Origin of the sequence: Immundisolibacter sp. (assembly GCF_050250495.1) — a bacterium.
Classification (GTDB): domain Bacteria; phylum Pseudomonadota; class Gammaproteobacteria; order Immundisolibacterales; family Immundisolibacteraceae; genus Immundisolibacter.
This window is the reverse complement of record NZ_JBFWOM010000005.1, coordinates 94941-120287: the sequence shown is the minus strand read 5'-3', so window position 1 is coordinate 120287 and position 25347 is coordinate 94941. Positions and strand designations below refer to the sequence as shown.

Sequence of the window (25347 nt, the reverse complement as noted above, 5' to 3'; positions counted from 1 at the left end):
CGTGTCCCGCATCTCGCCCCTGCCCTTGCCCTTGCCGCGATCGCCCAGAATCGTCATACGCCCCCCTGAAACCAGGTTTTGACCTTCGCCCAAATGCCGTTGAAATTGCCAAGCGCCCGCCGCGAGGGTTCCTGCGCGCCGCGCTGTTCGAGCGCGTACAGCAGCAGACCCACGCCGGTCGCATGAATCGGATTGCGCACCACGTCCACCAGTCCGCTGACACGGTGCGGCAGGCCCAGCCGCACCGGCGCGTGGAAGATTTCCTCCGCCAGTTCGACCACGCCTTCCATCTTTGAACTGCCACCCGTGAGCACCACGCCGGCGGCGATCAGGTCCTGAAAGCCGCTGCGTCGCAGCTCCGCCTGCACCAGGCGCAGCAGTTCCTCGTAGCGCGGCTCCACCACTTCGGCCAGCGTCTGGCGCGACAGGCGCCGCGGCGCGCGTTCGCCGACGCTCGGCACCTCGATGCTGTCGTCGGCACCGGCAAGCTGCCGCAGCGCGCAGGCGTACTTGACCTTGATTTCCTCGGCGAACTGCGTCGGTGTGCGCAGCGCGACCGCGATGTCGTTGGTGACCTGATCGCCGGCGATCGGGATCACCGCCGTGTGCGCGATGGAGCCGCCGATGAACACGGCGATGTCGGTGGTGCCGCCGCCGATGTCGACCAGGCACACGCCGAGTTCCATCTCGTCATCGGTGAGCACAGAGTGGCTCGACGCGACCTGCTCCAGCACCAGTTCGTCCACTTCGAGCCCGCAGCGGCGCACGCATTTGACGATGTTCTGCATGGCGCTGACGGCGGCGGTGACGATGTGCACGCGCGCTTCGAGCCGCACGCCGGACATGCCGACCGGCTGGCGGATGCCCTCCTGCTCGTCGATCACGAACTCCTGCGGCAGCACGTGCACGATGCGCTGGTCCATCGGGATGGCCACCGCCTTGGCGGCATCGAGCACGCGGTCCACGTCGGCCTGCGTCACTTCCCGATCGCGGATGGCGACGATGCCGTTCGAGTTGATGCTGCGGATGTGGCTGCCGGCGATGCCGGCGTACACCGAGTGAATCTGGCAGCCGGCCATCAACTCGGCCTCTTCGACCGCGCGCTGCATGGAAGCGACGGTCGACTCGATGTTGACCACCACGCCCTTTTTCAAGCCGCGCGACGGGTGGGTGCCGAGCCCGATGATCTCGACCGCCCCCTCGGGCGTGACCTCACCCACCAGGGTGACGATCTTCGAGGTGCCGATGTCCATGCCGGCGATCAGCCGCTTGTCCTGTTTCTTGCTCATAGGTCCATGACCTTGCGGTCGGGTTCGGAGGCCGGCTTGAAGCGCACCGCAAAGCCGTCGCTGTAGCGCAGATCGACGCTCTCGATGGGCTGCGCGACGCCGGCCAGGCGGCTCTTGTAGACGGCCGCGAAACGTTTCAGGCGCGCCGCCACGTCCTTGCGCCCGACGATGATGGTGAGGCCATTGGCAAGGCCGATCTGCCAGGCGCCGCGCGCTTCCTGGCGCACCGCGCGCACCGGCGGCAAACCGTCCAGCAGCCGACCGAAGCGCTCGTAGTCGGCAAACACGCGCCTGGGCGCGGCACCGTCCGGGCCGGACAGCGCGGGCAGGTCGTCCGGCAGGGGGCCTGCCACGGCGAACACCTCGCCGCTGTCGCTGAGCAGCCCATCCTTGCCCCAGCGGGCGATGGCGCGGTGGCCGACGATCTCGACCACCAGCTTGTCCGGCCATACGCGCCGCACGAGGGCGCGCTTGACCCACGGCTCGTCGCGCGCGGCGCCCGCCACGGCGGCCACGTCCACGCTGAAGAAGCCGCCGACCGCCGCCGGCAGCAAGCGTCGTTCGAGCGCCGTGCGGTCGACGTGGTCGAGATCGCCCGTGATCTCCACCGTGTTGAGCGGAAACCGCGCGGGGTCGCTGAGCCAGGCCACGGCGCGCGCGCCGCCGAGCACGGCCGCGAGCAGCAGCGCCGCGAGCGTGCCCCACAGCAGCCAGCGGCCGATCCGCCGGGCGATGGCCACCCACTGCGCTGCGCGCTCGCGCAGCGTCGGCGGCCGCAGGCGCGCGCCGCGCCGTACGGGCCGCGCACCGTGGCGCGGCAGCGACGCCGCACCGATGGTCTGGTACAGCGGCCTTGGCTGTGCCGGCGCCCTAAACATCCGCCTGCTCCCCGGCCCCGAACAGCCGCGGCGCGCCCTGCGGCTGATGCAGGCTGGTGTCGAGAATCGCCAGCATCAGATGCTCGAAGCTGAGACCCACCGCACGCGCCGCCATCGGCACCAGCGAGTGGTCCGTGAGGCCGGGCACGGTGTTGGCCTCCATCAGGTACGGCGCGCCGCTCGCATCCAGCAGCAGGTCGACGCGCCCCCAGCCGGCGCAGTCGAGCGCCTCGAAGGCGTCGAGCGCCAGTTGCTGCAGGGCCCGCTCGGCTGCCGTCGACAGGCCGCAGGGGCACAGGTAGCGCGTGTCGTCGCGCAGGTACTTCGCCTCGTAGTCGTAGAAGGCGTTCGGCGTTTCGAGCTTGATGGCCGGCAGCACGCGCCCGCCGACGATGCCGACCGTGTACTCCCCGCCGCCGATGTAGCGCTCGATCAGCACCTGCGGGTCGTGCGCCGCGGCGGTGGCGACCGCCGCCGGCAGGTCCGCCGCGCGCTCCACCTTGCTCATGCCGATGCTGGAGCCCTCGCGCGCCGGTTTCACCATCAGCGGCAGACCCAGCGCGGCGACGATCGCGTTCCAGTCACTGTCGGGCGCGGCCAGCGCGTAGGGCGCGGTCGGCAGGCCGCGCGCCTGCCACACCTGCTTGGCGCGCAGCTTGTCCATGGCGAGCGCCGAACCCAGTACGCCGCTGCCGGTGTACGGCAGGCCGAGCCAGTCGAGCGCGCCCTGCAGCGTGCCATCCTCGCCGCCGCGGCCGTGCAGCGCGATGAAGGCGCGGTCGAAGGCGCCGCCTGCGAGCTGGGCAAGCAGATCGGGCGCCGCCGCGTCGATGCCGACCGCATCCACGCCCGCGGCCGTGAGCGCCGCCAGCGCCGCCGCGCCGCTCTTGAGCGACACCTCGCGCTCGGCCGAGCGGCCGCCGTACAGCACCGCCACGCGCCCGTAGTCCTGTGCGCGGCGCATCAGCCGGCCTCCCCGACGCGGCGCACTTCGGGTTCGAGCCGCACCCCGAACGCCGCCGCGACGCGCTGTTGCAGCGTGTCGATCAGCGTCTCGATGTCGGCCGCGCGCGCGCCGCCGAGGTTCACGATGAAGTTGGCGTGCACGGTCGACACCTGCGCCTTGCCGACGGTCAGGCCCTTCAGGCCGGCGGCCTCGATCAGCCGCGCCGCGTGGTCGCCCGGCGGATTGCGGAACACGGAGCCGGCATTCGCCTGGCGCAGCGGCTGCGTGGCCGCGCGCCGGCGCAGCAGCGCGTGGATGGCGGCCTGCACCGACTCGGCGTCGGCCGGCTCGAAGCTGAACTCGGCGCCGATGAACCACTCGTCTGGTGGGCCTGCCACGCTGCGGTAGGCGATGCGGTAGTCGGCCGGCGTGCGCCGGTGCACGTTGCCGGCGCGGTCGATGGTCTGCACGGTCCGCACGCGCTGCCAGGTCTCGCCGCCGTGGGCGCCCGCGTTCATGGCCAGTGCCCCGCCGACGGTGCCGGGAATGCCGGCCAGAAACTCCCCACCGGCGAGGCCCGCGCGCCCGAGCTGCTGTGCGAGCTTGGCGCAGGGCACGGCGGCACCGACCGTGAGCGTGCGCTCGTCGATCGGCTCGATGCCGGCAAAGCCCTTGCCGAGGCACACCACGGCACCGCGAAAGCCGCCGTCGCGCACCAGCAGATTGCTGCCGAGCCCCACCCACAGCAGCGGCGTGCCCGCGGGCAGCCCGGCCAGGAACGCTTGCAATTCCGGCAGATCGTGCGGCTCGACGTAGACATCCGCCGGACCACCGACGCGCCAACTCGTGTGCCGCGCCATCGGCTCGTGCTGGCGCAGGTGCGGGCGCGCGATTTCCGCCGCGGCGTTCATGCCGCCTCCCGGATCTGCGCGGCAAGCTGCGTCGCCGCCTGGCCGATGCTGCCGGCGCCGAGCGTGACGATGACGTCGCCGTCCTGCACCAGCGCCGCGAGGCTCGCCGGCAGCTCGGCGAGGTGCTCCACGAACACCGGCTCGACGCGCCCGCGGCTGCGGATGGCGCGCGCCAGCGCCCGGCCGTCGGCACCGGCGATCGGCGCCTCGCCGGCGGCGTACACCTCGCACAGCAGCAGCGCGTCGGTGCCGGCCGACAGCACGGTCGCGAAGTCGTCCAGCAGGTCGCGCGTGCGCGTGTAGCGGTGCGGCTGAAACACGGTCAGCAGGCGCCGGCCGGGGAAGGCGCCGCGCACGGCCTCCAGCGTGACTTTCAGCTCCCGCGGGTGGTGGCCGTAGTCGTCGATCAGCGTCACCGCCTTGTCGGCGAAATGGCCGTCCGCCAGGCGCTGCTGGCGACGGCCGATGCCGTCGAAGCTCGCCAGAGCCGCCGCGATGGCGGCATCGTCCACGCCCACCTCGCGCGCGATGGCGATCGCCGCCAGCGCGTTCTGCACGTTGTGCCGGCCGGGCAGGTTCAGCGTCACCGCCAGCGGCGCGCGGCCCGCCGCGCAGGCGGTGAAGTGCATGCGAAGGCCGTCCTGGCGCAGGTCCGTCGCATGCAGGTCGGCGCCCGGCGTGAGGCCATACGTCAGCACCGGGCGGCCGATGCGCTCGCGCAGCGCCATGAGATCCGCGTCGTCGTGACACAGCACGGCCAAGCCGTAGAACGGCAGGCGCTGCAGGAACTCGACGAAGGCGCCGTACAGACGCTGCGGATCGCCGCCGTAGGTGTCCATGTGGTCGAGGTCGACGTTGGTGACCACCGCCAGGATGGGATTGAGGTGCAGGAATGACGCGTCCGACTCGTCGGCCTCCACCACCAGGTACTGCCCGGCGCCCAGACGCGCGCCCGAACCGAGCGCGTTGACCCGCCCGCCGATGATGAAGGTCGGATCGAGCCCGCCCTGCCCCAGCACGTGCGCGACGAGGCTGGTGGTGGTGGTCTTGCCATGCGTGCCGGCGATCGCGATGCCGTCCTTCAGGCGCATCAGCTCGGCCAGCATGGTCGCCCGCGGCACCACCGGCACGCCGCGCGCGCGGGCGGCGGCGACCTCCACGTTGTCCGGCGGCACGGCGGTCGACACCACCACCACGTTCGCGCCATCGATGTGCGCGGCTTCGTGGCCCTGCTGCACCTGCGCGCCGAGTGATTTGAGGCGCAGCGCCGCGGCGCTTGTGCCCAAATCCGAGCCCGACACGCGGTAGCCCTGGTTCAGCAGCACCTCGGCGATGCCGCTCATGCCGGCGCCGCCGATGCCGATGAGATGAATGTGCCGCACGCGATCACGCATGGGCGGCCTCCAGGCACGCGGCGGCCACGCGCGCGGCGGCGTCCGGCCGGGCGAGCCCGCGCGCCGCCTCGGCCATCGTCAGACGCCGGTCGGCGTCGGCCAGCAGCGGGCGCAGCGCGTCGGCGAGGCGCTGCGGCGTGAGGTCGGATTGCGGCAGCAGGATGGCCGCACTGGCGCTGGCCATGTACTGCGCATTGGCTGTTTGATGATCGTCCGCCGCGTGCGGGTAGGGCACCAGGACGGCGCCGAGACCCACCGCGCACAGTTCCGCTACGGTGAGCGCGCCGGCGCGGCAGATGGCCAGATCCGCGTCCCGATACGCCGCCGCCATGTCGTCGATGAAACCGTCCACGGTGGCCTCGATGCCGCGCGCGCGGTAGTCGGCGGCGACGGCGTCCGCGTGCGCGCGGCCGGCCTGGTGGCGCACCGTGGGCAGCGCGGCGCCGTCCTGCCGCAGCCGGTCGAGGGCCGCCGGCACGGCGCTGTTGATGGCCTGCGCGCCCTGGCTGCCGCCCAGCACCAGCAGGCGCGGGGCGGCGGCCAGGCGCTCGCGCGGCGGTGCGAGATTCAGCAATTCGGCGCGCACCGGATTGCCGGTGAACTCGGCGGCGCGACCCGCCAGCCGCGTGCCGGCAAAGCCGCACAGTACGCGCCGGGCGAGGCGCGCCAGCAGGCGGTTGGTGAGGCCCGGACGGGCGTTCTGCTCGTGGATGACCAGCGGCCGGCGCAGCGCAACCGCCGCCAGTCCACCTGGTCCCGCCGCGTAGCCACCCAGACCCAGCACCACGTCCGGGCGCAGCCGACGCAGGAGCGCGATCGCCTGCCCGAGCGCGCGCAGCAGCCCGACCGGCGCCGACAGATACCGCAGCACGCCCTTGCCGCGCAGGCCAGCCACCGGCAGCGTGAACAGCTCGATGCCGGCCGCCGGCACGGCGCGCGCTTCGAGCCCCTTGTCGGTCCCAAGCCAGCGCACGGCGTGGCCCAGGCTGCGCAGTTCCTGCGCCACGGCGAGCGCCGGCATCACGTGCCCGCCGGTGCCACCGGCCATGATCAGCACGTTCATGGCCGCCCCCGGGCGGCGGCGGCCGGCGCACCCAGCGGCGCTGCGCCGCGGCGCGCGCGCTGCTCGTGATCGACGCGCGCCAGCAGCGCGATCTGCAGGCAACTCACGACCAGACTCGTGCCGCCGTAGCTCATCAGCGGCAACGTCAGACCCTTGGTCGGCAACACGCCCATGTTCACGCCGAGGTTCACGAAGGCCTGGAAACCGATCGTGAGGGCGATGCCGTAGGCGAGCAGCGCGGCGAAGCCGTCGCCGTTCAGCGCCGCGCGGCGGGCGATGCCGAACGCCCGCACCACCAGAAAGCCGAACAGGCCGATCACCGCCAGCACCGCGAACAGGCCGAGTTCCTCGGCGATCACGGCGAGCAGGAAGTCGGTGTGCGCCTCCGGGAGGTAGAACAGCTTCTGCACGCTGTTGCCAAGACCCACGCCGAACCAGCTGCCGCGGCCGAACGCGATCAGCGACTGGGTGAGCTGAAAGCCGGCGCCGAACGGGTCGTCGAACGGGCGAAGGAAGTTGGTCAGCCGCTCCATGCGATACGGCGACGTCACGGCCAGCGCGGCCAGCGCCAGCAAGCCCGTAGCGCCCAGCCCCAGGAAGTACAGCCAGCGCACGCCGTACAGGAACAGCAACCCGGCGGTCGCCGCTGCCAGTACCACGAAGCTGCCGAAGTCCGGCTCTGCCAGCAACAGGGCACCGGTGATACCCAGACTGGCGAGAATCACCAGCATGCGTTCGTGCAGCAGTTCCGGCGTGTCGGCCTCCGACAGGCGCGCCGCGGCGAACATCAGGAAGGCGAGCTTGGCGAACTCGGACGGCTGGATGCGCAGGCCACCCGCGCCGAGCCAGCGCGAGGCGCCGTTCACTTCGATGCCGAGGCCCGGGACCAGCACCAGCCCCAGCAGGACGGCCGCGCCGATCACCGCGAAGCCGGCGATGTGGTGCCAGAACTTCAGGCGGGTCTGCATCACCAGGTACCCGCTGAACACGCCGAGCGCGAGATACATGGCCTGCCGCTGCAGGTAGTACTCGCTGTTGCCGAGGTTGCGCGCGGCCACGGTGATCGACGCCGAATACACCCCGATAAGGCCGAGCGCCGCCAGCAGCGCCGCCACGCCAAGCAGCGTGAAATCCCACTCGGCCGGGCCGCGCAGGCCGGCGGCGGGCGCGCGCAGGCTGGGGTTGGCGCTAGTCATGCGCCGTCTCCAGGCGCGCGCGCACGGCGGCAGCGAATGCGTCGCCGCGCGCCGCATAGCCGCTGAACAGGTCGAAGCTCGCGCAGGCCGGCGACAGCAACACGCCGTCACCCGCCTGCGCAATGGCCGCGGCGGCCGCGACGGCGCCCGGCATGTCGGTGGCGCGCACGCACGGCACGGCGTCGCCGATGGCTGTCTCGATGGCGGCGGCGTCCTCGCCGATCAGCACCGCGCCGCGGCCGTGCGCGGCGAGCGCGGCGCGCAGCGGCGCGAAGTCCTGGCCCTTGCCCTGGCCGCCCAGGATCAGCACCAGCCGGCCGGTCGGGCGCGTCGGGGCGAGGCCCTCGATGGCGGCCAGCGTGGCGCCGACGTTGGTACCCTTCGAGTCGTCATACCAGGCGACCGCAGCGTGCTCGGCCACGAACTGCGTGCGGTGCGGCAGGCCCGTGAAGGCGGCCAGCGCCGGCAGGGTGGCTTCGAGCGGCACGCCAAGGGCATCGACCAGCGCCAGCGCGGCCAGTGCATTCGCGAGGTTGTGCCGGCCCGGCAGGCGCAGCGCCGACGCTGGCAACAGCGCCCGATCGCCACGCGCGAGCCACGGCGCGCCGTCGCGTTCCAGCAGGCCGAAATCGTCCGGGCCGCTGGGCGCGCCAAGGCCAAACCACACCACGCGCTGCGTGGCGGCGAGGCCGCCCGCCATCAGGGCGACCGCGGCATCGTCCCGGTTCAGCACCGCCACCGCCGCGTGACGCAGCACGCGCGCCTTGGCGGCGGCGTAGGCGGCGAAGTTGCCGTGGCGGTCGATGTGGTCCGGCGACAGGTTCAGCACGCAGGCGGCGGCCGGGGCGAGGCTCGCCGTGCGTTCGAGCTGGAACGAGGACAGCTCCAGCACGCAGGCGTCGGCCTGCGCGTCGGCCAGAAGATCGAGCGCCGGCGTGCCGAGATTGCCGCCTACGGCGGGCTGGAGCCCCGCACCGCGCAGCAGCTCGCCGACCAGCGTGGTGACGGTGGACTTGCCGTTCGAGCCGGTAATCGCCAGCACCGGCCGCGTTACGGCGCGGGCGAACAGCTCGATGTCGCCCACTAGCGGTACGCCGCGCGCGGCGGCGGCCCTGAGCGCCGGCTCATCGAGCCCGACGCCGGGGCTGACGACGATTTCGTCCACGCCGGCAAAGGCCCCCGCGGGCCAATCGCCAAGGTGAATCGCGCCGGCCGGCAGCAGCGCGCGCAGCTCGGCGAGACCCGGCGGAATCTGCCGCGTGTCGAGCACGCGCACGGCGGCGCCCGCGGCCAGCAGATGGCGCACGCAGGACAGCCCGCTCACGCCGGCCCCGACCACGAGCACCTGTTTTTGCAGCTTGTTGGCCACCGCGTGCATGCCGTCAGCGGATCTTGAGGCTGGCGAGACCGACCAGCACCAGGATGAACGTGATGATCCAGAACCGCACGATCACGCGCGGCTCCGGCCAGCCCTTGAGCTCGAAGTGGTGGTGCAGCGGCGCCATGGCGAAGATGCGCTTGCCGGTGAGCTTGAACGACGCCACCTGCAGCATCACCGAGACCGTCTCCATAACGAACACACCGCCCATGATGAACAGCACCAGCTCCTGGCGGATCAGCACCGCCACGGTGCCGAGCGTGGCGCCGAGCGCGAGCGCGCCGACATCGCCCATGAACACCTGCGCCGGGTAGGCGTTGAACCACAGAAAGCCGAGCCCCGCGCCGGCCATCGCCCCGCACACGATGGCGAGCTCGCCCGCGCCCGGCACGTGCGGCAGGCCCAGATACCGCGCGAACACCTGGTGCCCCGCGACGTAGGCAAAGATGCCGAGCGCGCCCGCCACCATCACCGTCGGCAGGATGGCGAGCCCGTCGAGGCCGTCCGTGAGGTTCACCGCGTTGCTCGAACCGACGATCACCAGCAGGCTCGCCGGCACGAACAGCCAGCCCAGGTGAAAGCTCGCGTCCTTGAGGAACGGCACGATGTAGAGCGTCTCGGTCGGCAGGCGGGTGAGCGTGTAGATGGCGAGCGCCGCCAGCAGCCCCACCACCAGCTGGCCCGCGAACTTGTGGCGGGACTTCAGGCCCTTCGAGTTGCGGCGCGTGACCTTGAGGTAGTCGTCCCACCAGCCGATGAGGCCGGTGGCGAGCATCACCGCGAACACGATCCACACCTTGGCGCTGCGCAGGTCCGCCCACAGCAGCGTGGTGGCGGCGATGGCGAGCAGGATCAGCGCGCCGCCCATGGTGGGCGTGCCGGCCTTGCCAAGGTGTGTTTGCGGGCCGTCCGTGCGCACCTGCTGACCCAGGCGCAGCGCCGTGAGGTAGCGGATCACCGGCCCACCGGCGGCGAGCGAGATCACCAGCGCCGTCAGCGCCGCCAGAATCGCCCGCAGCGTGATGTAGCGAAACGCGTTGAAGCCGCTGATGTCGGCCGCGAGCAGATCGAACAGGTGGTACAGCATCAGTGCCCCCCGCCCGGTGTGGCGCCGCTGGCGAGCGCCTGCACCACGCGCTCCATGCCGGCGCTGCGCGAGGCCTTCACCAGCACGGTGAGGTCCGGATGCAGCCGCGCGCCGGCGGCGTCGATGGCCTGCGCAAGCTCCGTGCAGGCAACGGCACCGGCGCCGAAGGCCGCCGCGGCGTGGGCCGCGAGCGGCCCGAGCGTCACGAGATGCTCGATGCCGGCCGCGCGCGCCGCGGCGCCGCACTCGGCGTGCAGGCGTGCGGCCTCCGCGCCAAGCTCGCCCATGTCGCCCAGCACCAGCAGGCGCTCGCCGGGCAGGCCGGCCAGCACGTCGATGGCGGCGCGCACCGACAGCGGGTTGGCGTTGTAGCTGTCGTCGATGAGGCGCGCGCCGCCCTGGCCCGCCAGCGGGTACAGGCGCCCCGGCACCGGCCGGACCGTGGCGAGACCCGCTGCTATGTCCGCGAGGTCGGCACCCGTGGCGAGCGCGGCGGCGGCAGCGGCCAGCGCGTTCAGCACGTTGTGCCGGCCAAGCAGTCCAAGCCGCGCGGTGGCCGTGCCGGCCGGCGTGCGCAGTTCGAGCGCGCTGCCGTCGGCGGCGAGCGTGTAATCGGCCGTGACCTCGGCCGCGTGATCGAGGCCAAAGGTGACGACGCGCCGCGCCCCGGCGAGCTCCCGCCACAGCGGCAGGTGCGCATCGTCGGCGTTCAGCACGGCGACGGCATTCGGCGGCAGGTACTCGACGAGCTCGCCCTTGGCGCGGGCCACCGCAGCCAGGGAGCCGAGGCCTTCCAGATGCGCCGCGCCGGCGTTGCCGATCACGCCCACCGTCGGGCGCGCGAGGTCGGCCAGGTGCGCGATCTCGCCGGCGTGGTTCATGCCCATCTCGATGACCGCCGCGCGGTGCGTGTCGCGCAGTTCGAGCAGCGTCAGCGGCACGCCGATGTGGTTGTTGCGGTTGCCGCGCGTGGCGAGCACCGGGCCGAGACCCGCCAGCGCTGCGGCCAGCAGCTCCTTGATGGTGGTCTTGCCGCTGCTGCCGGTGACGGCGACCAGCGGCAGCTCGAAGCGCATGCGCCAGGCAGCGGCGAGTTGCGCCAGCGCGGCGAGCGGATCGGCCACTTCGATGCACGGCAGCGCCGGGTGCGCGCGGCGCACCAGGGCACCGGCCGCGCCGGCCGCGGCGACCGCGGGCAGGTAGGCGTGACCGTCGAAGCGCGGGCCTTCCAGCGCCACGAACAGCTCGCCGGCCTTGAGCGTGCGGCTGTCGGTGCCGACGCCGCTGAAGCGGCCGGTTGGCCGCAGGGCCGCACCGACGATGGCGGCGGCTTCGGCGAGCGCCATCATGCGCGCCCCTTCTGGGCCTGCGTGGCGCAGGCGAGATCGGAAAACGGCCGCCGCTCGGCGCCGACAATCTGATACGCCTCGGCGCCCTTGCCGGCCACCAGCACCAGGTCGCGCACGTCGGCCGATTGCACCGCGTGCGCGATGGCGGCGGCGCGGTCGTGGATCAGCTCGACGCCGGTGGGATCGGCGACGCCGCCGAGGATGGCCGCCGCGATGTCGGCCGCCGCCTCGCCGCGCGGGTTGTCGTCGGTCACGATCACGCGGTCGGCCAGGCGCGCGGCCATCTCGCCCATCACCGGCCGCTTGGCGGCGTCGCGCTCGCCGCCGCAGCCGAACACGCACCACAGCCGCCCGCCGGCCGGCACGTGGGCGCGCAGCGCGGTGAGCACGGATTCCAGCGCCGGCGGGTTGTGGGCGTAGTCGATCACCACCAGCGGCGCGCCCGGCCGGCGCAGCGCCTGCATGCGCCCCGGCACCGCCGGCAGGTCGCGCAGTTTCTCGATCGCCTCCTCGAACGGCACGTCGGCCAGCAGCAGCACGCCGAGCGCCGCCAGCAGGTTGTAGAGGTTGAACTCGCCAAGCAGCGGCGAGGCGAAGCTCGCCTGCCCGAACTCGCCGTCGATGTCGATCAGGAGACCACCGGGACGCGCCTGCGCGCGCCCGCGCAGCTCGCCTGCGTGCACGCCGTAGCGCAGCGCGCGCACGCCGGGCGCGAGCGCGGCGGCCATGCGCCCACAGTAGGCGTCGTCGGCGTTCAGCACCGCGGCGCGCAGGCCGGGAGCGGCGAACAGGCCGGCCTTGGCGGCAGCGTAGTCATCGAGGTCGCGGTGGTAGTCGAGGTGGTCGTGGCCGAGGTTGGTGAACACGGCGGTATCGAAGCGCATGCCCGCCGTGCGCTGCTGGTGCAGGGCGTGCGAGGACGCCTCCATGGCCACGTAGCGGGCGCGCGCGTCGCGAAAGCGCGCCAGCCAGGCGTGTAGCGCCAACCCATCGGGCGTGGTGTGTGTGGCGGGCTCAAGACGCCCCGGAAAGCCGTTGCCTTCGGTGCCGAGGATGGCGCACTGCGGCAGACATCCGGCCAGGAAGTGGCTGACCGAGGTCTTGCCGTTGGTGCCGGTAATGCCGATGACCTTGAGCGCGTGGGACGGCTCGCCGTGAAAGCGCGCGGCGATCACGCCCTGCCGGGCGGCAAGATCCGACAACGCCAGCACCGGCACCGGCAGACCCTCAGGCAGCGGCAGGCCGGCGTCGATGAGCACCGCCGCCGCGCCGGCGGCCATGGCCTGCGCGAGGTGCTGGGCGCCGGACGTGCGCTGGCCGGCCACGGCCAGGAACAGATCGCCCGGCTGGACCCGCCGGCTGTCGTTGCTGAGGCCGCTGACGGCGAGATTCGCGAGCGCGTCCGCGCCCGGCACGCCGGCCTGCCAACTACCGAGCAGGCTTGCGAGCGATACGGTCGGCCGGGCGCGGGCGCGGGCCGGCATCACAAGCGGCGCTCCGCCGCCTGCAGCAGGTTTGGCGTGCCGCCGGGCGCCGGTGGCAGCAGTGGCGCCTCGGGCACGGCATCCGGCGCCACGCCCAGCATGCGCAGCGCGCCCGCCATCACGCTCTGGAACACCGGCGCCGCCACCTCGCCGCCGTAGTAGGCGCCCTGCGCGTCGCGCAGGCTCACCAGCAGCGCCAGACGCGGCGCGCTCGCCGGCGCAAAGCCGGCGAAGGTGGACAGGTAGCGACGGCGGTCGTAGCTGCCGGCGTCCGCAATGTGCGTGGTGCCGGTCTTGCCCGCCACGCGATAGCCCGCGATGGCCGCCTTGGTGGCCGTGCCGCCCGGACCGACCACGCCTTCCAGCATGGCGTTCACCTCGGCCGCCACGGCGGCCGGCAGCGCCCGCTCCCCGGACGGCAACTCACGCGCCGGGCCAGCGAGAAAGCTGACCGGCCGCAGCACACCGCCGCTCGCGAGCGTGGCGTAGGCGCGCGTGAGCTGCAGGCCGGTCGTGGACACGCCGTAGCCGAAGGCCATGGTGACCTGCTCCACCTGCCGCCAGCTGCGCGCGGCGCGCAGCAGGCCGCTTGCCTCGCCGGGAAAGCCGGTGCTGGTCGGCACACCGAACCCGAACGCCGCGAAGCTCTCCCACATCTGCTGCGGCGTCATCGACAGACCAATCTGCACCGCGCCGACGTTGCTCGACTTGCGGATCACGCCGGCCATGTCGAGCGGGCCGTAGTTGTGCACGTCGCGCACCGTGTGGCGAGCGACGCGCATGGTGCCGGGGGTGGTGTCGATGATGCGGCGCGGGTCGAAGCTGCGGTGCGCCAGCGCCGCAGCTACCGTGAACGGCTTGATCGTGGAGCCGGGCTCGAAGGGGTCCGTCACGGCGCGGTTGCGCCGCCGGTCGGGGGTCTGGTCGTTGCGGTCGTTCGGGTTGAAGGTCGGCTGGTTGACCATCGCCAGCACCTCGCCGCTGTCCACATCCACCATCACGGCCATGCCGGAGGCGGCCCGGTGACGCAGCACGGCGGCTTTCAGCTCGCGGTAGGCGAGGTATTGGATGCGCCGGTCGATGGCAAGTTTCAGGTCCCGGCCGGGCTGCGGGGCGGCGATGGTCTCCAGCAGCGCCACCCGCTCACGGCGGGCGTCGAGCACGATCCGCTCGCTGCCCGGCACGCCGCGCAGGTGCTTGTCGTAGGCCTGTTCGAGACCGGCCTGGCCGCGGTCGTCGATGTCGGTGAAGCCGAGCACGTGGCCGGCGGCCTCCGCCAGCGGGTAGTAGCGGCGATAGCCGCGCTGCCGATGCACGCCCGGCAGTTTCAGCGCCAGCGCGGCGTCGGCCAGCTCCGGCGGTACCGCGCGCTTGAGGTACGCAAAGCGCTTGCCTTCGCGGCCTTTGATGACGGTCGCGAACTGCGCCGTGCTCATGCCGAGCACGCGCCCGAGCTCGGGCCAGCGGGCGCGCGCCTGCGCGAAGTCGCCCGGCACGACCCACACCGAATCGACCGGCGCGCTGATGGCGAGTGGTTCGCCGTTGCGGTCCAGCAGCATGCCGCGGTGCGCGCTCACCGACACCGTGCGCAGCGCGCGCGCGTCGCCCTCGCCGCGCAGGAACTGCGTGCGCAGCGTGTGCAGGTATACCGCCTGCACCATCAGGCCCACCCCGGCCAGCAGCAGCACGCCGAGCGTGAACGCGTGCCGCGGGCGCGAGAAGACCGACTTCACGGACGCACCTGCGCGATTTCCTGCGCCTGCGGCAGGACCATGCCGAGTTCGTCGCGCGCCTTGCCTTCGACACGCGCGTGCGTGGTCAGCGTCGCCTCTTCGAGCAACAGACGGCTCCACTCGCCGTCGAGCCGATCACGCGCCTCGCGCAGGTCGCTCAGTTCCGCCACCAGCCGCCGCTCGCGGTGCTTGACGTGCACCACCGCCAGTGCCGACGCGAAACACACCAGCAGCAGCCCCGCCAGCAGCAGGTATCCGGCGCGTTCGATGACCGAATCAAGCATCGGCCGGCTCGGCATCGGGCAAGCGCTCCGCCACGCGCAGGATGGCGCTGCGCGCGCGCGGATTCACGGCAAGCTCGGCGTCGCCGGCCTTCTTGGGCGCGCGCACCAGGCGCAGCGTCGGCCGGCCAGTAGAGCCCTCGTAGCGCCCGGCGTGGTGGCGCATGAACTGCTTGACCGGACGGTCCTCCAGCGAGTGAAAGCTCAGCACCACCAGGCGCCCGCCGGGGGCCAGCACGGACAGCGCCTGTTCGAGCCCGGCGGCGAGATCATCGAGTTCTTGATTCACCGCCATGCGCAGCGCCTGGAAGGTGCGCGTGGCGAAGTGCTTGTGCTGCTCGCGCCGCGGCATGGCGCCGCGCACCACATCGACTAACGCATCGGTGGTGGCGATCGGCGCCTGCGCGCGGCGCGCCACGATGGCGGCGGCGATGCGCCGGGCGTAGCGCTCCTCGCCGAACTCGTACAGCACGTCCGCGATGCGCGATTCGCTCGCGTCCTGCAACCACTCGGCGGCGGTCGGGCCTCGGCTGGTGTCCATGCGCATGTCGAGCGGGCCCGCGCGCATGAAGCTGAAGCCGCGCGCCGCATCGTCGAGCTGGATGGACGACATGCCAAGGTCCAGCAGCACGCCCGCGACGCGCCCGCGCAGGCCGAGTTCATCCACGAACTCGCCGATCCTCGAAAAGCTCCCGTGGCGCACCGCCACACGCGAATCGGCGCCGCACTCGGCCTGCGCCCGGGCGACGGCGGCCGGATCCTTGTCGATGGCCAGCAGGCGACCGTCCGGCCCCAGCGCCGCCAGCAGCGCGCGGGTATGCCCGCCGCCACCGTAGGTGCCGTCGACATAGCAGCCGCTGCTGTGAATCGCCAGGCCCTGCATTACCTCGTCCAGCATGACCGGCCGGTGGCTGCCGGCGTGAGTCGGGTTCATCAAAACGCCAGCCGCGACAGTTGCTCCGGCAATTGGACCGCGCCGTCCTGGGCTGCGCGCAGCCAGTCCTTGCGCCGCTCCGCCCAGGCCGCCTCGTCCCACAGTTCGAACTTGTTGCCGAGCCCCACCAGCGCCACCTGGCGGTCGATGCCGACCAGCTCGCGCAGCATGCCGGGCAGCAGGATGCGTCCCTGGCCATCGAGCTCGCATTCGGTGGCGTGGCCGATCAGCGTGTGCTTGAGCTGATCCACCACCTCAAGCAGGTTGGGCGCCGCGATCAGCTCACGCTCGATGGCTTCCCACACCGGCAGCGGGTACAGCAGCAAACACTTGCCGCGGTGGTCGAGCGTCAGGACGAGCTGGCCGCTGGCATCGGCTTGCAAGCGCTCGCGGTAACGGCTCGGAATAGCCATCCGCCCCTTTGCGTCGAGACTGAGCGCCGTGATACCGCGAAACATGCCGTCCTCGACCGGTGGGCGACTCCCCCACTTTCTGGCCCCAATAACCCACTACGCCCCACTAAGGGGCCACTATAGGAACGGGCCAGTTGCCATGTCAAGGCAAACCCGTGGGCAGCCGATAAGGGGCGGGACGACGGCCTTGCCGTAAGATTTTCGAGCCGCGATCGACGCGGTCGGGCGCAGCCTGTTGATTGCAAGAACAACGTTTCGCGGGGAGCACACAGTGACAGTGCACGGATCGGCCGGCGGCCACCTTGAGAGTCCAGTGAATCAGGGCGCAACGGCTGCGGCGGGCGGCGCGCAGGCCTACCTGCGGGAAGTGGTCGGCCGGGCCGTGGCGCGGCGGGTGTCGGACCTGCACTTCAAGATGGGCGCGCCCGCTTATTGGCGGCTGCTCGGCGAGCTCGAACAGATGCCTGACCAGGCCGTGCTGTTGCAGGAAGACCTGGAAAGTCTGGTCCGCGAGCTGACCAGTCCGCAGCAGGCGGCGGTGTTCGCCGAGCGCCACCACGTCGATCTCGCCTACGGCCTGTCCGGCATCGGCCGGGTGCGCGTCAACATCTACCGCCAGCGCGGCAGCATCGCCATGGCGCTGCGCGTGATCGCGACGGAACTACCGACGGCGCAGGATCTCAGCCTGCCGCCGGCCATCGAGCTGTTCAGCAACACCAAGCGCGGCATGGTGCTCGTGACCGGTGCCACCGGCTCGGGCAAGTCGACCACGCTGGCGGTGCTGATCGAGATGATCAACGCCCGCGACCGGCGCCACATCGTCACCATCGAGGACCCGATCGAGTACCTGTTCCGGGACAAATTGTCGGTCATCAATCAGCGCGAGGTCGGCATCGACACGCCGGACTTCGGCAGCGCCATGCGCGCCGCGCTGCGCCAGGACCCGGATGTGATCTTCATCGGCGAGCTACGCGACGCGGAGACCATCACCACCGCTGTGCGCGCAAGCGAAACCGGGCATCTGGTGATCTCCACCCTGCACGCGCCGAATTGCTATGACGCCATCAGCCGCCTGGTGTCGTATTTCCCGCCGGAGGAACAGGACACGCAGCGCAAGGCCATCGCCGCCAACCTGCGCGGGGTCATCAGCCAGCGTCTGCTGCCGCGCGCCGATGGCAGCGGCCGGGTGGCGGCGTTCGAGGTGATGGTGGTCACGCCGACGATCGCCGACATGATCGAGGACCCGCAGCGCCAGTCGGACATCATCGAGGTGATCAAGAACGGCCGTCAGCACGCCATGATTTCGTTTGACGACTACCTGTTCGATCTCGCCGAGGCGGGCCACATCCTGCAGGACACCGCGCTCGCCAACGCCACCAACGTGACCGACCTGCGCCTGCGGTTCCAGGGTTTCTGAAAAAACTCTGAAAAAACGCCGCTCTTGGCGCAGCTTCCCCTCTCCCGCGTACGGGAGAGGGTGGCCGTCAGGCCGGGAGAGGGTACGCCGGGGTGGCGCGCCGCGTGACCCTCTCCCCAGCCCCTCTCCCGCAAGCGGGAGAGGGGAGCGAAACCGGGGGGATGGCTTGCGCGCCAATCAAGCACGATCAGTGCTTGATTGGCGGAGCCCGTCGCGGGCGTGTACCGCGACGCGGCGAGTCGAGAAAGGGCAAGGATGCCCTTTTCGACGGACAAATCAGGTGCGGGGAGCCGGCCGATAAGCCGGGTTCTGTCGAGGGCAATCATTCGTCTGCGACGCCCGTCACCGGACGCCTGTAGCGACCTACCCGGGGACCGCGCGGACCACGCGTCGTGGCCTTGCGACCAGCCGTCCCCCTATTTGGTCTTGCTCCGGGTGGGGTTTACCCTGCCACGCCTGTTGCCAGGCGCGCGGTGCGCTCTTACCGCACCTTTTCAACCTTGCCTGTGCGCCGGGAAACCCGGCGCCATCGGCGGTGTGTTTTCTGTGGCACTTTCCGTGGGCTTGCGCCCCCCAGGCGTTACCTGGCACCCCGTCCTGTGGAGCCCGGACTTTCCTCGCCCTTGCGGGCGCGATTGCCTGTCCGGCTCCCCGCGTCTGCCAGTGTGGGGGCGTCGGCGGCGGGTTGCAAGGCGAGCGCGGCCCGGTACACGCGGTTGCGCGGCGCGCCGCTGACGGCCACCGCCGCCGTCACGGCCTGCTTGAGCGGCAGCACCGCCAGCAGGCGGCCGAGCAGGGCGTCGATGTCGTCGGCGGGCGCGACGGGCGCCGGTGCGCCCTGCACCACCAGCGCGAACTCGCCGCGTTCGCGGCCGGCTTCGGCGCGTAGCCACGCCTTGACGCCCACCGCGTCGCCGCGGATCACGGCCTCATGCAGCTTGGTCAATTCCTTGGCAAGCGCCAGCGGCCGGTCGCCGAAGATGTCGGCCACGTCGTCCAGCAGCGCCAGCAGCCGGTGCGGGGCCTCGTAAAAAATCAGCGTGCGGGGTTCGTCCTTGAGCGCTGACAGGGCTTCCCGGCGCGCGGCGGCCTTGGCCGGCAAGAAGCCCTCGAAGGCGAAGCGCGCCGACGGCAAGCCGCTCGCCGACAGCGCCGCGACGGCCGCGCAGGGGCCCGGCAGGGGCACCACCGAGATGCCCGCCGCATGCGCCGCGGCGACCAGGCGCTGGCCCGGGTCGCTGATGGCCGGCGTGCCGGCGTCGCTGATCAGGGCCACGTCCTCACCGTGTTGCAGGCGCTCCACGAGGCGCGCCGCCTGGCCGGCCTCGTTGTGCTCGTGCAGCGCCAGCAGCGGCGTGCGGATGCCGTAATGGTCGAGCAGCGGGCGGCTGTGGCGGGTGTCCTCGGCGGCGATCACGGCCACCGATGCGAGTGTCTGTGCGGCCCGCGGGGACAGGTCGCCGAGATTTCCGAGCGGTGTGGCCACCACGTACAATCGGCCGCCACCTGTCTTGCTTTGCATTGCTAGTGCCCGCGCGCCGGGCGGACCGCCCTTGAACATGACATGGCTTAAGGTCGCGGCTGCCGCCGTGGTGATCGTGCTGGCCGGCTGTGCCACGCCGCCGGTGGCGCCGGCTCCGGTGCCCGCCGCAGTGCAGACCCATCCGGAAAAACCGGCCCGCGATGCCGAGGCGGTGGGCGATTACGGCGCCGCGGCGCGCGCCTGGCAGGCGCTGGCCGCGGCCAGCGCCACGCCGGCCCGCGAAGCATATCAACTGAACGCCGCCGCCGCGTGGCTGGCTGCGGGCGACGCCACCAGCAGCCTTGCGCTGCTCGGCCAGATCGACGTCGCGCCGCTGACGGACGAGCTGATCGCGCGCAAGCAGATTCTGCTGGCGCGCCTGGCGCTCGGGCGTGGCGATGCGGGCGCGGCTGCCGCGGCGCTGGCGCCGACCCACGCGCTCGCGCTGCCGGCGGCGCTGGCCGCCGAGCGCGATGCCCTGCAGGCGCAGTTGCCGGCCGGCACACCGCACGGTGGAGGGCAGCCGGGAGGGGGCGATTTTCTGGCCGTGCTGCTGCCCTACGGCGGCCCGCTCGACGACATCGCGCAGGCCATCACGGCCGGCATCGTCGCCGCGCGGATGCACGATGCCGCGGGCCCGGAGCTGCGGTTTTACGATTCCGGCCCGGATGCCGTCGCCACGTACGGGAAGGTCATCGCCGATGGCGCGGCCGGGGTGATCGGTCCGCTGCAAAAGGCGGAGGTCGCGGCGCTGGCGGCCAAACCCCTGCCGCGCCCGACGCTGGCCCTGAACAGCCCCGAGCCGCCAATCGGGCAGGTCAACCTGTTCCGACTGTCACTGGACCCGGCCGACGAGGCGCTGGCGAGCGTCCGCTGGCTGGTGAGCGCCGGACATCGTGAGGTCGCCATGCTGTACGTGGACGACGCCTGGGGCGAGCGTCAGCGCGATCTGTACAACGCCGCGCTGGCGGCGCAGGGCGGCAGTTTGCGCGCGGCCGTTCCGTTCCAGGCGGGCGCCACCGATTTTGCGCAAAGCCTGCGGGCGCTGTTCGCCGATCGCCTGGCGCTGGCCGCCATCCCGCCGGTGGACGGTCAGGTGCCGCCGTCGCAACTGGCAAGTCCTGGGCCGCAGGCGCTGGTCGTGATCGCGAACGCAGCGGATGCGCGTCAGATTGCGCTCGCGGTGGCCTACGTCGGGCTGCGCGAGCTGCCGTTGATCACCACCTCGCAGGTATGGAGCGGCAACCCGGGCGCGCGCGCCGATGCCGATCTGGACGGCCTCGTGTTCTGCGACAGCCCGTGGTCACTCGGGCGCACCACCGCCACCGGCGACGGCGGTCCACTCTCGGCGGCGCGCGGCGTGGCCCCGCAGCTCGACCGCCAGCCGCCACGCCTGCTGGCGCTCGGCGCCGATGCCTACCGTCTCGCCGCGCAGCTGCGCCTGGGGCATACCGTGGACTCGCTGCCGGACGGCGCCACCGGGATGCTGAACCTCGACGCCGACGGCGCCTTCCACCGCTACGGTCTCGGGTGCGCCCGGTTCAGCGGCGGTGTGCCCACGCTCCTGCCGCCGCCGTGACTGCCGCCGCGCCACACCTGCTGCGCGGGCGCGCGGCCGAAGATCTGGCCGCGGCGCACCTCGCCGGCCAGGGCCTGCACATCCTCGCCCGCAATTACCGCGTGGCCGGCGGCGAGATCGACCTGATCGCCCGCCACGGCGCGGAGCTGGTGTTCGTCGAGGTGCGCAGCCGGCGCAGTGCCGCCTTCGGCAGCGCCGCCGAGTCGGTGACGCCGTCCAAGCGCCGCCGCCTGCTGCTGGCCGCGCAGCACTATCTGGCGACCCTCGGCCAGCGCACGCCGCCGCCGTGCCGCTTCGACGTCATCAGCATCACCGGCACGCTCGACGCGCAGCACCTTGAATGGCTGCGCGACGCCTTCAGCAACGATTGATCGATCCCACATGGACCCGACCGCCCTCGTCGCGACGCGCTTTCGGGAAAGCGCCGAACTGAAGCTTGCGAGCGTCGCTGCGCTGGCGCCGGCCATCGCCCGGGCGGGCGATCTGCTCGGCGACTGCCTGCGCGGCGGCGGCAAGCTGCTGGTGTGCGGCAACGGCGGCTCGGCGGCCGATGCCCAGCATTTCACGGCGGAGCTCCTCGGCCGCTACGAGCGCGAGCGCGACGGCCTGCCGGCCATTGCGCTGCACGCGGACACCTCTACCCTGACGGCAGTCAGCAACGACTACGGCTTCGAGCAGGTGTTCGCGCGCCAGGTTTTGGCGCTCGGCCGGCCGGGCGACGCGCTGGTCGCCATCAGTACCAGCGGCAACTCGCCAGGCATCCTGCGCGCAGTCGAAGCCGCGCAGCGGGCCGGACTCGCCGTGGTGGCGCTGACCGGCCGCGACGGCGGCGTGCTCGCCCTGCGGCTGGGCGCGACCGACGTCGAAATCCGCGTGCCGGCCACCGTCACCGCGCGCATCCAGGAAGTCCACATCCTTGCCCTGCACTGTCTGTGCGAGCTGATCGACGCGCCGCCATGACCGACGCCCCGCCGCGCTTTGCCCGCAAGCTGGTGACCGACGCCGCCGATTTGCCGGCGCGCCTGGCCGCGCTGCCGCGCCCGCTGGTGTTCACCAACGGCTGCTTCGACATCCTGCACACGGGGCACGTCGACTACCTCGACCAGGCCGCCGCGCTCGGCGCGAGCCTGGTGGTGGGCGTGAATTCCGACGCCTCGGTACGCCGCCAGGGCAAGGGCGCGGATCGGCCGATCAACCCGCTGCCGGACCGCATGGCCGTGCTGGCCGCGCTCGAAGCGGTGAGCCTTGTCGTGCCGTTCGACGACGAAACGCCGCTCGCGCTCATCCACGCCGTGCGGCCGGAGCACCTGGTCAAGGGCGGCGACTGGCCGGCCGACGCCATCGTCGGCGCCGACTTCGTGCGCAGCTACGGCGGGCAGGTGCATTCGATCGCGTTTCGTCATCAGCGCTCGACGACCGGATTGCTTGGCCGCATTCGGGGCGCTGGCTCGCCATAGCGGGCGACAGGCGCGAAGCACCCGATCGCTATAATCGCCGCCCGCTGGCGGCCTGCGCAGCCAGTTGCCGACCCCGCCACGCGAGACCGCCGGTGACCTTCCAGGACCTCATCCTTCGCCTGCAAACGTACTGGGCGCGCCAGGGCTGTGCGCTGATGCAGCCGCTCGACATGGAAGTCGGCGCCGGCACCTTCCACCCGGCCACGTTCCTGCGCGCGCTCGGTCCGCAGCCGTGGGCGGCGGCGTATGTGCAGCCCTCGCGCCGGCCGACCGACGGCCGCTACGGTGACAACCCGAACCGCCTGCAGCATTACTTTCAGTTCCAGGTGGTGATCAAGCCCTCGCCGCTGAACATCCAGGACCTGTATCTCGACTCGCTGCGCGAGCTTGGCATCGACCCCACGGTGAACGACATCCGCTTCGTCGAGGACAACTGGGAATCGCCCACGCTCGGCGCCTGGGGGCTCGGCTGGGAGGTGTGGCTGAACGGCATGGAGGTGACGCAGTTCACCTACTTCCAGCAGGTGGGCGGCATCGAGTGCCGGCCGGTGACGGGCGAGATCACCTACGGGCTCGAACGCATCGCGATGTATTTGCAGGGCGTCGACAGCGTGTACGACCTCACCTGGGTGGATGGGCCACAGGGGCGCATCACCTACCGCGACGTGTACCACCGCAACGAGGTGGAGCAGTCGCACTACAACTTCGACCACGCGCCGGTGCCGGCGCTGCTGGCGACCTTCGATGCCGCCGAGGCGACCTGCCAGGCACTCGTGGCGGCCGGCCTGCCTCTGCCGGCGTATGAGCAGGTTCTGAATGCCTCGCACAGCTTCAACCTGCTCGACGCGCGCCGCGCCATCGGCGTCACCGAGCGCGCGCGCTACATCCTGCGGGTGCGCACGCTGGCGCGGGCGGTGGCGGAAGCCTACGTGGCACCGGCCACGGAGGCCGCGTGATGAGCGCGCTGCTGATCGAGATCGGCACCGAGGAGCTGCCGCCGCGCTCGCTCGCCGCGCTGTCGGCGGCGTTTGGCGAAAACCTGCTCAAGGGTCTGGTGGAAACCGGCCTCGCCGACGCGGGCGTCAACTGCGATCTGTTCGCGAGCCCGCGGCGTCTTGCCGTGCGCGTGGCCGACGTGCGCGCGGCGGCGCCGGCGCGTGAGGTGGAGCGCCGCGGCCCGGCGCTGAAGGCAGCATTCGACGCCAATGGCCAGCCGACGCGGGCGCTGCTCGGCTTCGCGCAATCCTGCGGCGTGGACGTGGCGGCGCTGGAAACCATCGAAACTGTCGAAACGGGCAAGGGCGCCTGGCTGGTGCACCGCGCCGTGCAGGCTGGCGACACGCTGGCGGCGGCCCTGCCGCGCCTGTTCGACGCGGCGCTTAAGGCGCTGCCCATCGACCGGCGCATGCGCTGGGGCGACGGCGAGCACGGCGAGTTCGTGCGCCCCGTGCACTGGCTGGTCGCGCTGCACGGCGCTCGGATGATGGAGCTGACGCGCTTTGGCCTCACGGCTGGCAGCGCGAGCCGCGGGCATCGGTTCCATCACCCGCAGCCGGTCGCGATCGACGACGCGGGTCAATACGAAACGCGTCTCGCCGCCGCGCACGTCGTCGCCGGCTTTGCCGAGCGCCGCGCCCGCGTGGCGCAGTGCGTCGAGCAGGCCGCCGCCGCGCTCGGCGGGCAGGCGGTGGTGGACGAGGCGCTGCTGGACGAGGTGACGGCGCTGGTGGAGTGGCCGGTGGCGATTGCGGGCGCGTTTGACGCCGGCTTTCTCGAAGTGCCGGCGCCGGTGCTGATCGCCGCCATGCGCGATCACCAGAAGTACTTTCACGTGCTGGATGCGGACGGCAGGCTGCTGGCGCACTTCATCACCGTCGCCAACCTCGACAGCCCGGAGCCGCAGCGCGTGCGCGCCGGCAACGAGCGCGTGCTGCGCGCGCGTCTGGCCGATGCCCGCTATTTCTGGGACACCGACCGCCAGCGCCCGCTGATCGACCGCGCCGCGGCGCTGGACGGCGTGGTGTACGAGCAGCGCCTGGGCACGCTCGCCGACAAGACGCTGCGCGTCGAGCGCCTGGCGGGCCTGCTGGCCGGCGAGCTAGGCGCTGATGCCGCGCACACGGTGCGCGCGGCGCGTCTGGCGAAGGCCGATTTGCTCACGCACATGGTCGGCGAGTTCCCGGAGCTGCAAGGCGTGATGGGCGCCTACTACGCGGCGCACGACGGCGAGCCCGCGCCCGTGTGCACTGGCATCCGCGAGCACTACCTGCCGCGCCACGCGGGTGATGGGCTGGCGCAGACGCGCGAGGGTCTGGCGCTGGCGCTCGCGGACCGGCTCGACACGCTCGCCGGCATCATCGGCGTCGCCGGCACGCCGGGCGGCGACCGCGATCCGTTCGGTTTGCGCCGGGCGGCGCTCGCCGTGGCGCGCATGATCATCGAGGCGGAATTGCCGCTCGATCTGCCGGCGTTGCTCGACGCCGCGGCGGAGCCTTTCAACAAGCCCGACCTGCCGGCGCAGGTGTTCGACTTCGTGCTGGACCGCCTGCCGGCCTATTACGACGCGCAGGGCTTGCGGCCCGACGAGATCGACGCTGTGCTGAGTCAGAAGCCCGGCCTGTTGCTCGACCTCGACCGCCGCCTGCGCGCCGTGGCGGGCTTTCGGCGTCTGCCGGCGGCGGCAAGTCTCATCGCCGCCAACAAGCGCATCGCCAACATCCTCGCCAAGGCCGGCGACGAGGCGCACGCGGCAGCGGTAGATGCCGCGCGGTTCGAATCGCCCGCCGAGGGCGCGCTCGCGGACGCGCTCGGCACTGCCGAAGCACACGCCGCAGGCTGCGTGCAGCGCGGCGATTTCGTCGCCCTGTGCGAGCAACTCGCCACGCTGCGCGAGCCAGTGGACGCCTACTTCGACGCCGTGATGGTGATGGCCGACGATGCCGCCGTGCGGCGTAATCGCCTGGCGCTGCTGGCGCGCCTGCACCGGCTGTTCCTGGCGGTGGCGGACCTCTCACGCCTGCAAGGGTGATGCCTAGG

The 25347-nt window shown here is 72.1% G+C and carries 22 protein-coding genes, 1 other RNA gene and 1 pseudogene; 7 read left to right on the top strand and 17 right to left on the bottom strand.

What is annotated here, in order from left to right:
• Positions 1 to 53: 53 nt before the first annotated feature.
• Genes ftsA through mraZ form a run of 15 tightly spaced genes read right to left on the bottom strand, consistent with a single transcriptional unit; the run spans position 54 to position 16381 of the window.
• The gene (gene ftsA / locus AB7F93_RS05790; RefSeq protein WP_428301936.1) at positions 54 to 1289 is read right to left on the bottom strand and encodes a cell division protein FtsA; all 1236 of its coding nucleotides are present in this window, start codon (positions 1287 to 1289) and stop codon (positions 54 to 56) included.
• Positions 1286 to 2167 carry a cell division protein FtsQ/DivIB gene (locus AB7F93_RS05785; RefSeq protein WP_428301935.1) on the bottom strand — a complete coding sequence of 294 codons (882 nt, stop codon included), beginning with the start codon at positions 2165 to 2167 and terminating at the stop codon, positions 1286 to 1288. Before AB7F93_RS05785 ends, ftsA begins: the two co-directional genes overlap by 4 nt.
• Complete coding sequence (locus tag AB7F93_RS05780; RefSeq protein WP_428301934.1) at positions 2160 to 3131, bottom strand: D-alanine--D-alanine ligase; 972 nt, start codon at positions 3129 to 3131, stop codon at positions 2160 to 2162. Before AB7F93_RS05780 ends, AB7F93_RS05785 begins: the two co-directional genes overlap by 8 nt.
• The gene (gene murB / locus AB7F93_RS05775; RefSeq protein ID WP_428301933.1) at positions 3131 to 4024 is read right to left on the bottom strand and encodes a UDP-N-acetylmuramate dehydrogenase; all 894 of its coding nucleotides are present in this window, start codon (positions 4022 to 4024) and stop codon (positions 3131 to 3133) included. Before murB ends, AB7F93_RS05780 begins: the two co-directional genes overlap by 1 nt.
• The gene (murC, locus tag AB7F93_RS05770) at positions 4021 to 5418 is read right to left on the bottom strand and encodes a UDP-N-acetylmuramate--L-alanine ligase (protein ID WP_428301932.1); all 1398 of its coding nucleotides are present in this window, start codon (positions 5416 to 5418) and stop codon (positions 4021 to 4023) included. The genes murB and murC overlap by 4 nt, the downstream gene beginning before the upstream one ends.
• Complete coding sequence (murG, locus tag AB7F93_RS05765) at positions 5411 to 6481, bottom strand: undecaprenyldiphospho-muramoylpentapeptide beta-N-acetylglucosaminyltransferase (RefSeq protein WP_428301931.1); 1071 nt, start codon at positions 6479 to 6481, stop codon at positions 5411 to 5413. Before murG ends, murC begins: the two co-directional genes overlap by 8 nt.
• A complete protein-coding gene (gene ftsW, locus AB7F93_RS05760) occupies positions 6478 to 7677 on the bottom strand; it encodes a putative lipid II flippase FtsW (protein WP_428301930.1) in 1200 nt (399 codons plus the stop codon). The genes murG and ftsW overlap by 4 nt, the downstream gene beginning before the upstream one ends.
• Positions 7670 to 9055, bottom strand: a complete 1386-nt coding sequence (gene murD, locus AB7F93_RS05755; protein ID WP_428301929.1) for a UDP-N-acetylmuramoyl-L-alanine--D-glutamate ligase — start codon at positions 9053 to 9055, stop codon at positions 7670 to 7672. Before murD ends, ftsW begins: the two co-directional genes overlap by 8 nt.
• A gap of 4 nt (positions 9056 to 9059) precedes the next feature.
• Entirely contained in the window at positions 9060 to 10142 is a 1083-nt protein-coding gene (mraY, locus tag AB7F93_RS05750) for a phospho-N-acetylmuramoyl-pentapeptide-transferase (RefSeq protein ID WP_428301928.1), read from the bottom strand.
• Positions 10142 to 11491: a UDP-N-acetylmuramoyl-tripeptide--D-alanyl-D-alanine ligase gene (locus AB7F93_RS05745; RefSeq protein ID WP_428301927.1), complete on the bottom strand. Its 1350-nt coding sequence runs from the start codon at positions 11489 to 11491 to the stop codon at positions 10142 to 10144. The genes mraY and AB7F93_RS05745 overlap by 1 nt, the downstream gene beginning before the upstream one ends.
• A complete protein-coding gene (locus tag AB7F93_RS05740) occupies positions 11488 to 12975 on the bottom strand; it encodes a UDP-N-acetylmuramoyl-L-alanyl-D-glutamate--2,6-diaminopimelate ligase (protein ID WP_428301926.1) in 1488 nt (495 codons plus the stop codon). The genes AB7F93_RS05745 and AB7F93_RS05740 overlap by 4 nt, the downstream gene beginning before the upstream one ends.
• The gene (locus AB7F93_RS05735; RefSeq protein WP_428301925.1) at positions 12975 to 14708 is read right to left on the bottom strand and encodes a peptidoglycan D,D-transpeptidase FtsI family protein; all 1734 of its coding nucleotides are present in this window, start codon (positions 14706 to 14708) and stop codon (positions 12975 to 12977) included. The genes AB7F93_RS05740 and AB7F93_RS05735 overlap by 1 nt, the downstream gene beginning before the upstream one ends.
• On the bottom strand, positions 14705 to 14992 hold the full coding sequence (gene ftsL, locus AB7F93_RS05730) for a cell division protein FtsL (protein ID WP_428301924.1): 288 nt from the start codon (positions 14990 to 14992) through the stop codon (positions 14705 to 14707). Before ftsL ends, AB7F93_RS05735 begins: the two co-directional genes overlap by 4 nt.
• Positions 14985 to 15923, bottom strand: a complete 939-nt coding sequence (rsmH, locus tag AB7F93_RS05725; RefSeq protein ID WP_428301923.1) for a 16S rRNA (cytosine(1402)-N(4))-methyltransferase RsmH — start codon at positions 15921 to 15923, stop codon at positions 14985 to 14987. Before rsmH ends, ftsL begins: the two co-directional genes overlap by 8 nt.
• The gene (mraZ, locus tag AB7F93_RS05720) at positions 15923 to 16381 is read right to left on the bottom strand and encodes a division/cell wall cluster transcriptional repressor MraZ (protein ID WP_428301922.1); all 459 of its coding nucleotides are present in this window, start codon (positions 16379 to 16381) and stop codon (positions 15923 to 15925) included. Before mraZ ends, rsmH begins: the two co-directional genes overlap by 1 nt.
• Before the next feature lie 268 nt (positions 16382 to 16649).
• On the opposite strand from mraZ, the gene AB7F93_RS05715 reads away from it, so the two are divergent.
• Entirely contained in the window at positions 16650 to 17753 is a 1104-nt protein-coding gene (locus AB7F93_RS05715; protein ID WP_428301921.1) for a type IV pilus twitching motility protein PilT, read from the top strand.
• 282 nt (positions 17754 to 18035) lie between these two features.
• Here AB7F93_RS05715 and rnpB read toward each other — a convergent pair.
• Positions 18036 to 18404: RNase P RNA component class A (gene rnpB, locus AB7F93_RS05710), an RNA gene on the bottom strand.
• A gap of 43 nt (positions 18405 to 18447) precedes the next feature.
• Positions 18448 to 19275 (bottom strand): annotated as a pseudogene (gene rsmI / locus AB7F93_RS05705) (16S rRNA (cytidine(1402)-2'-O)-methyltransferase); the annotation flags it as partial.
• Positions 19276 to 19312: 37 nt separating this feature from the next.
• Here rsmI and AB7F93_RS05700 point away from each other — a divergent pair.
• The 6 genes from AB7F93_RS05700 (at position 19313) to glyS (ending at position 25339) form a co-directional block, all read left to right on the top strand.
• Entirely contained in the window at positions 19313 to 20854 is a 1542-nt protein-coding gene (locus AB7F93_RS05700) for a penicillin-binding protein activator (protein ID WP_428301920.1), read from the top strand.
• Complete coding sequence (locus tag AB7F93_RS05695; protein WP_428301919.1) at positions 20851 to 21225, top strand: YraN family protein; 375 nt, start codon at positions 20851 to 20853, stop codon at positions 21223 to 21225. Before AB7F93_RS05700 ends, AB7F93_RS05695 begins: the two co-directional genes overlap by 4 nt.
• Positions 21226 to 21235: 10 nt before the next feature.
• Entirely contained in the window at positions 21236 to 21814 is a 579-nt protein-coding gene (locus tag AB7F93_RS05690; RefSeq protein WP_428301918.1) for a D-sedoheptulose-7-phosphate isomerase, read from the top strand.
• Positions 21811 to 22311 carry a D-glycero-beta-D-manno-heptose 1-phosphate adenylyltransferase gene (gene rfaE2 / locus AB7F93_RS05685; RefSeq protein WP_428301917.1) on the top strand — a complete coding sequence of 167 codons (501 nt, stop codon included), beginning with the start codon at positions 21811 to 21813 and terminating at the stop codon, positions 22309 to 22311. Before AB7F93_RS05690 ends, rfaE2 begins: the two co-directional genes overlap by 4 nt.
• Before the next feature lie 92 nt (positions 22312 to 22403).
• Complete coding sequence (gene glyQ / locus AB7F93_RS05680) at positions 22404 to 23267, top strand: glycine--tRNA ligase subunit alpha (RefSeq protein ID WP_428301916.1); 864 nt, start codon at positions 22404 to 22406, stop codon at positions 23265 to 23267.
• Positions 23267 to 25339: a glycine--tRNA ligase subunit beta gene (glyS, locus tag AB7F93_RS05675; protein WP_428301915.1), complete on the top strand. Its 2073-nt coding sequence runs from the start codon at positions 23267 to 23269 to the stop codon at positions 25337 to 25339. Before glyQ ends, glyS begins: the two co-directional genes overlap by 1 nt.
• Positions 25340 to 25347 lie beyond the last annotated feature (8 nt).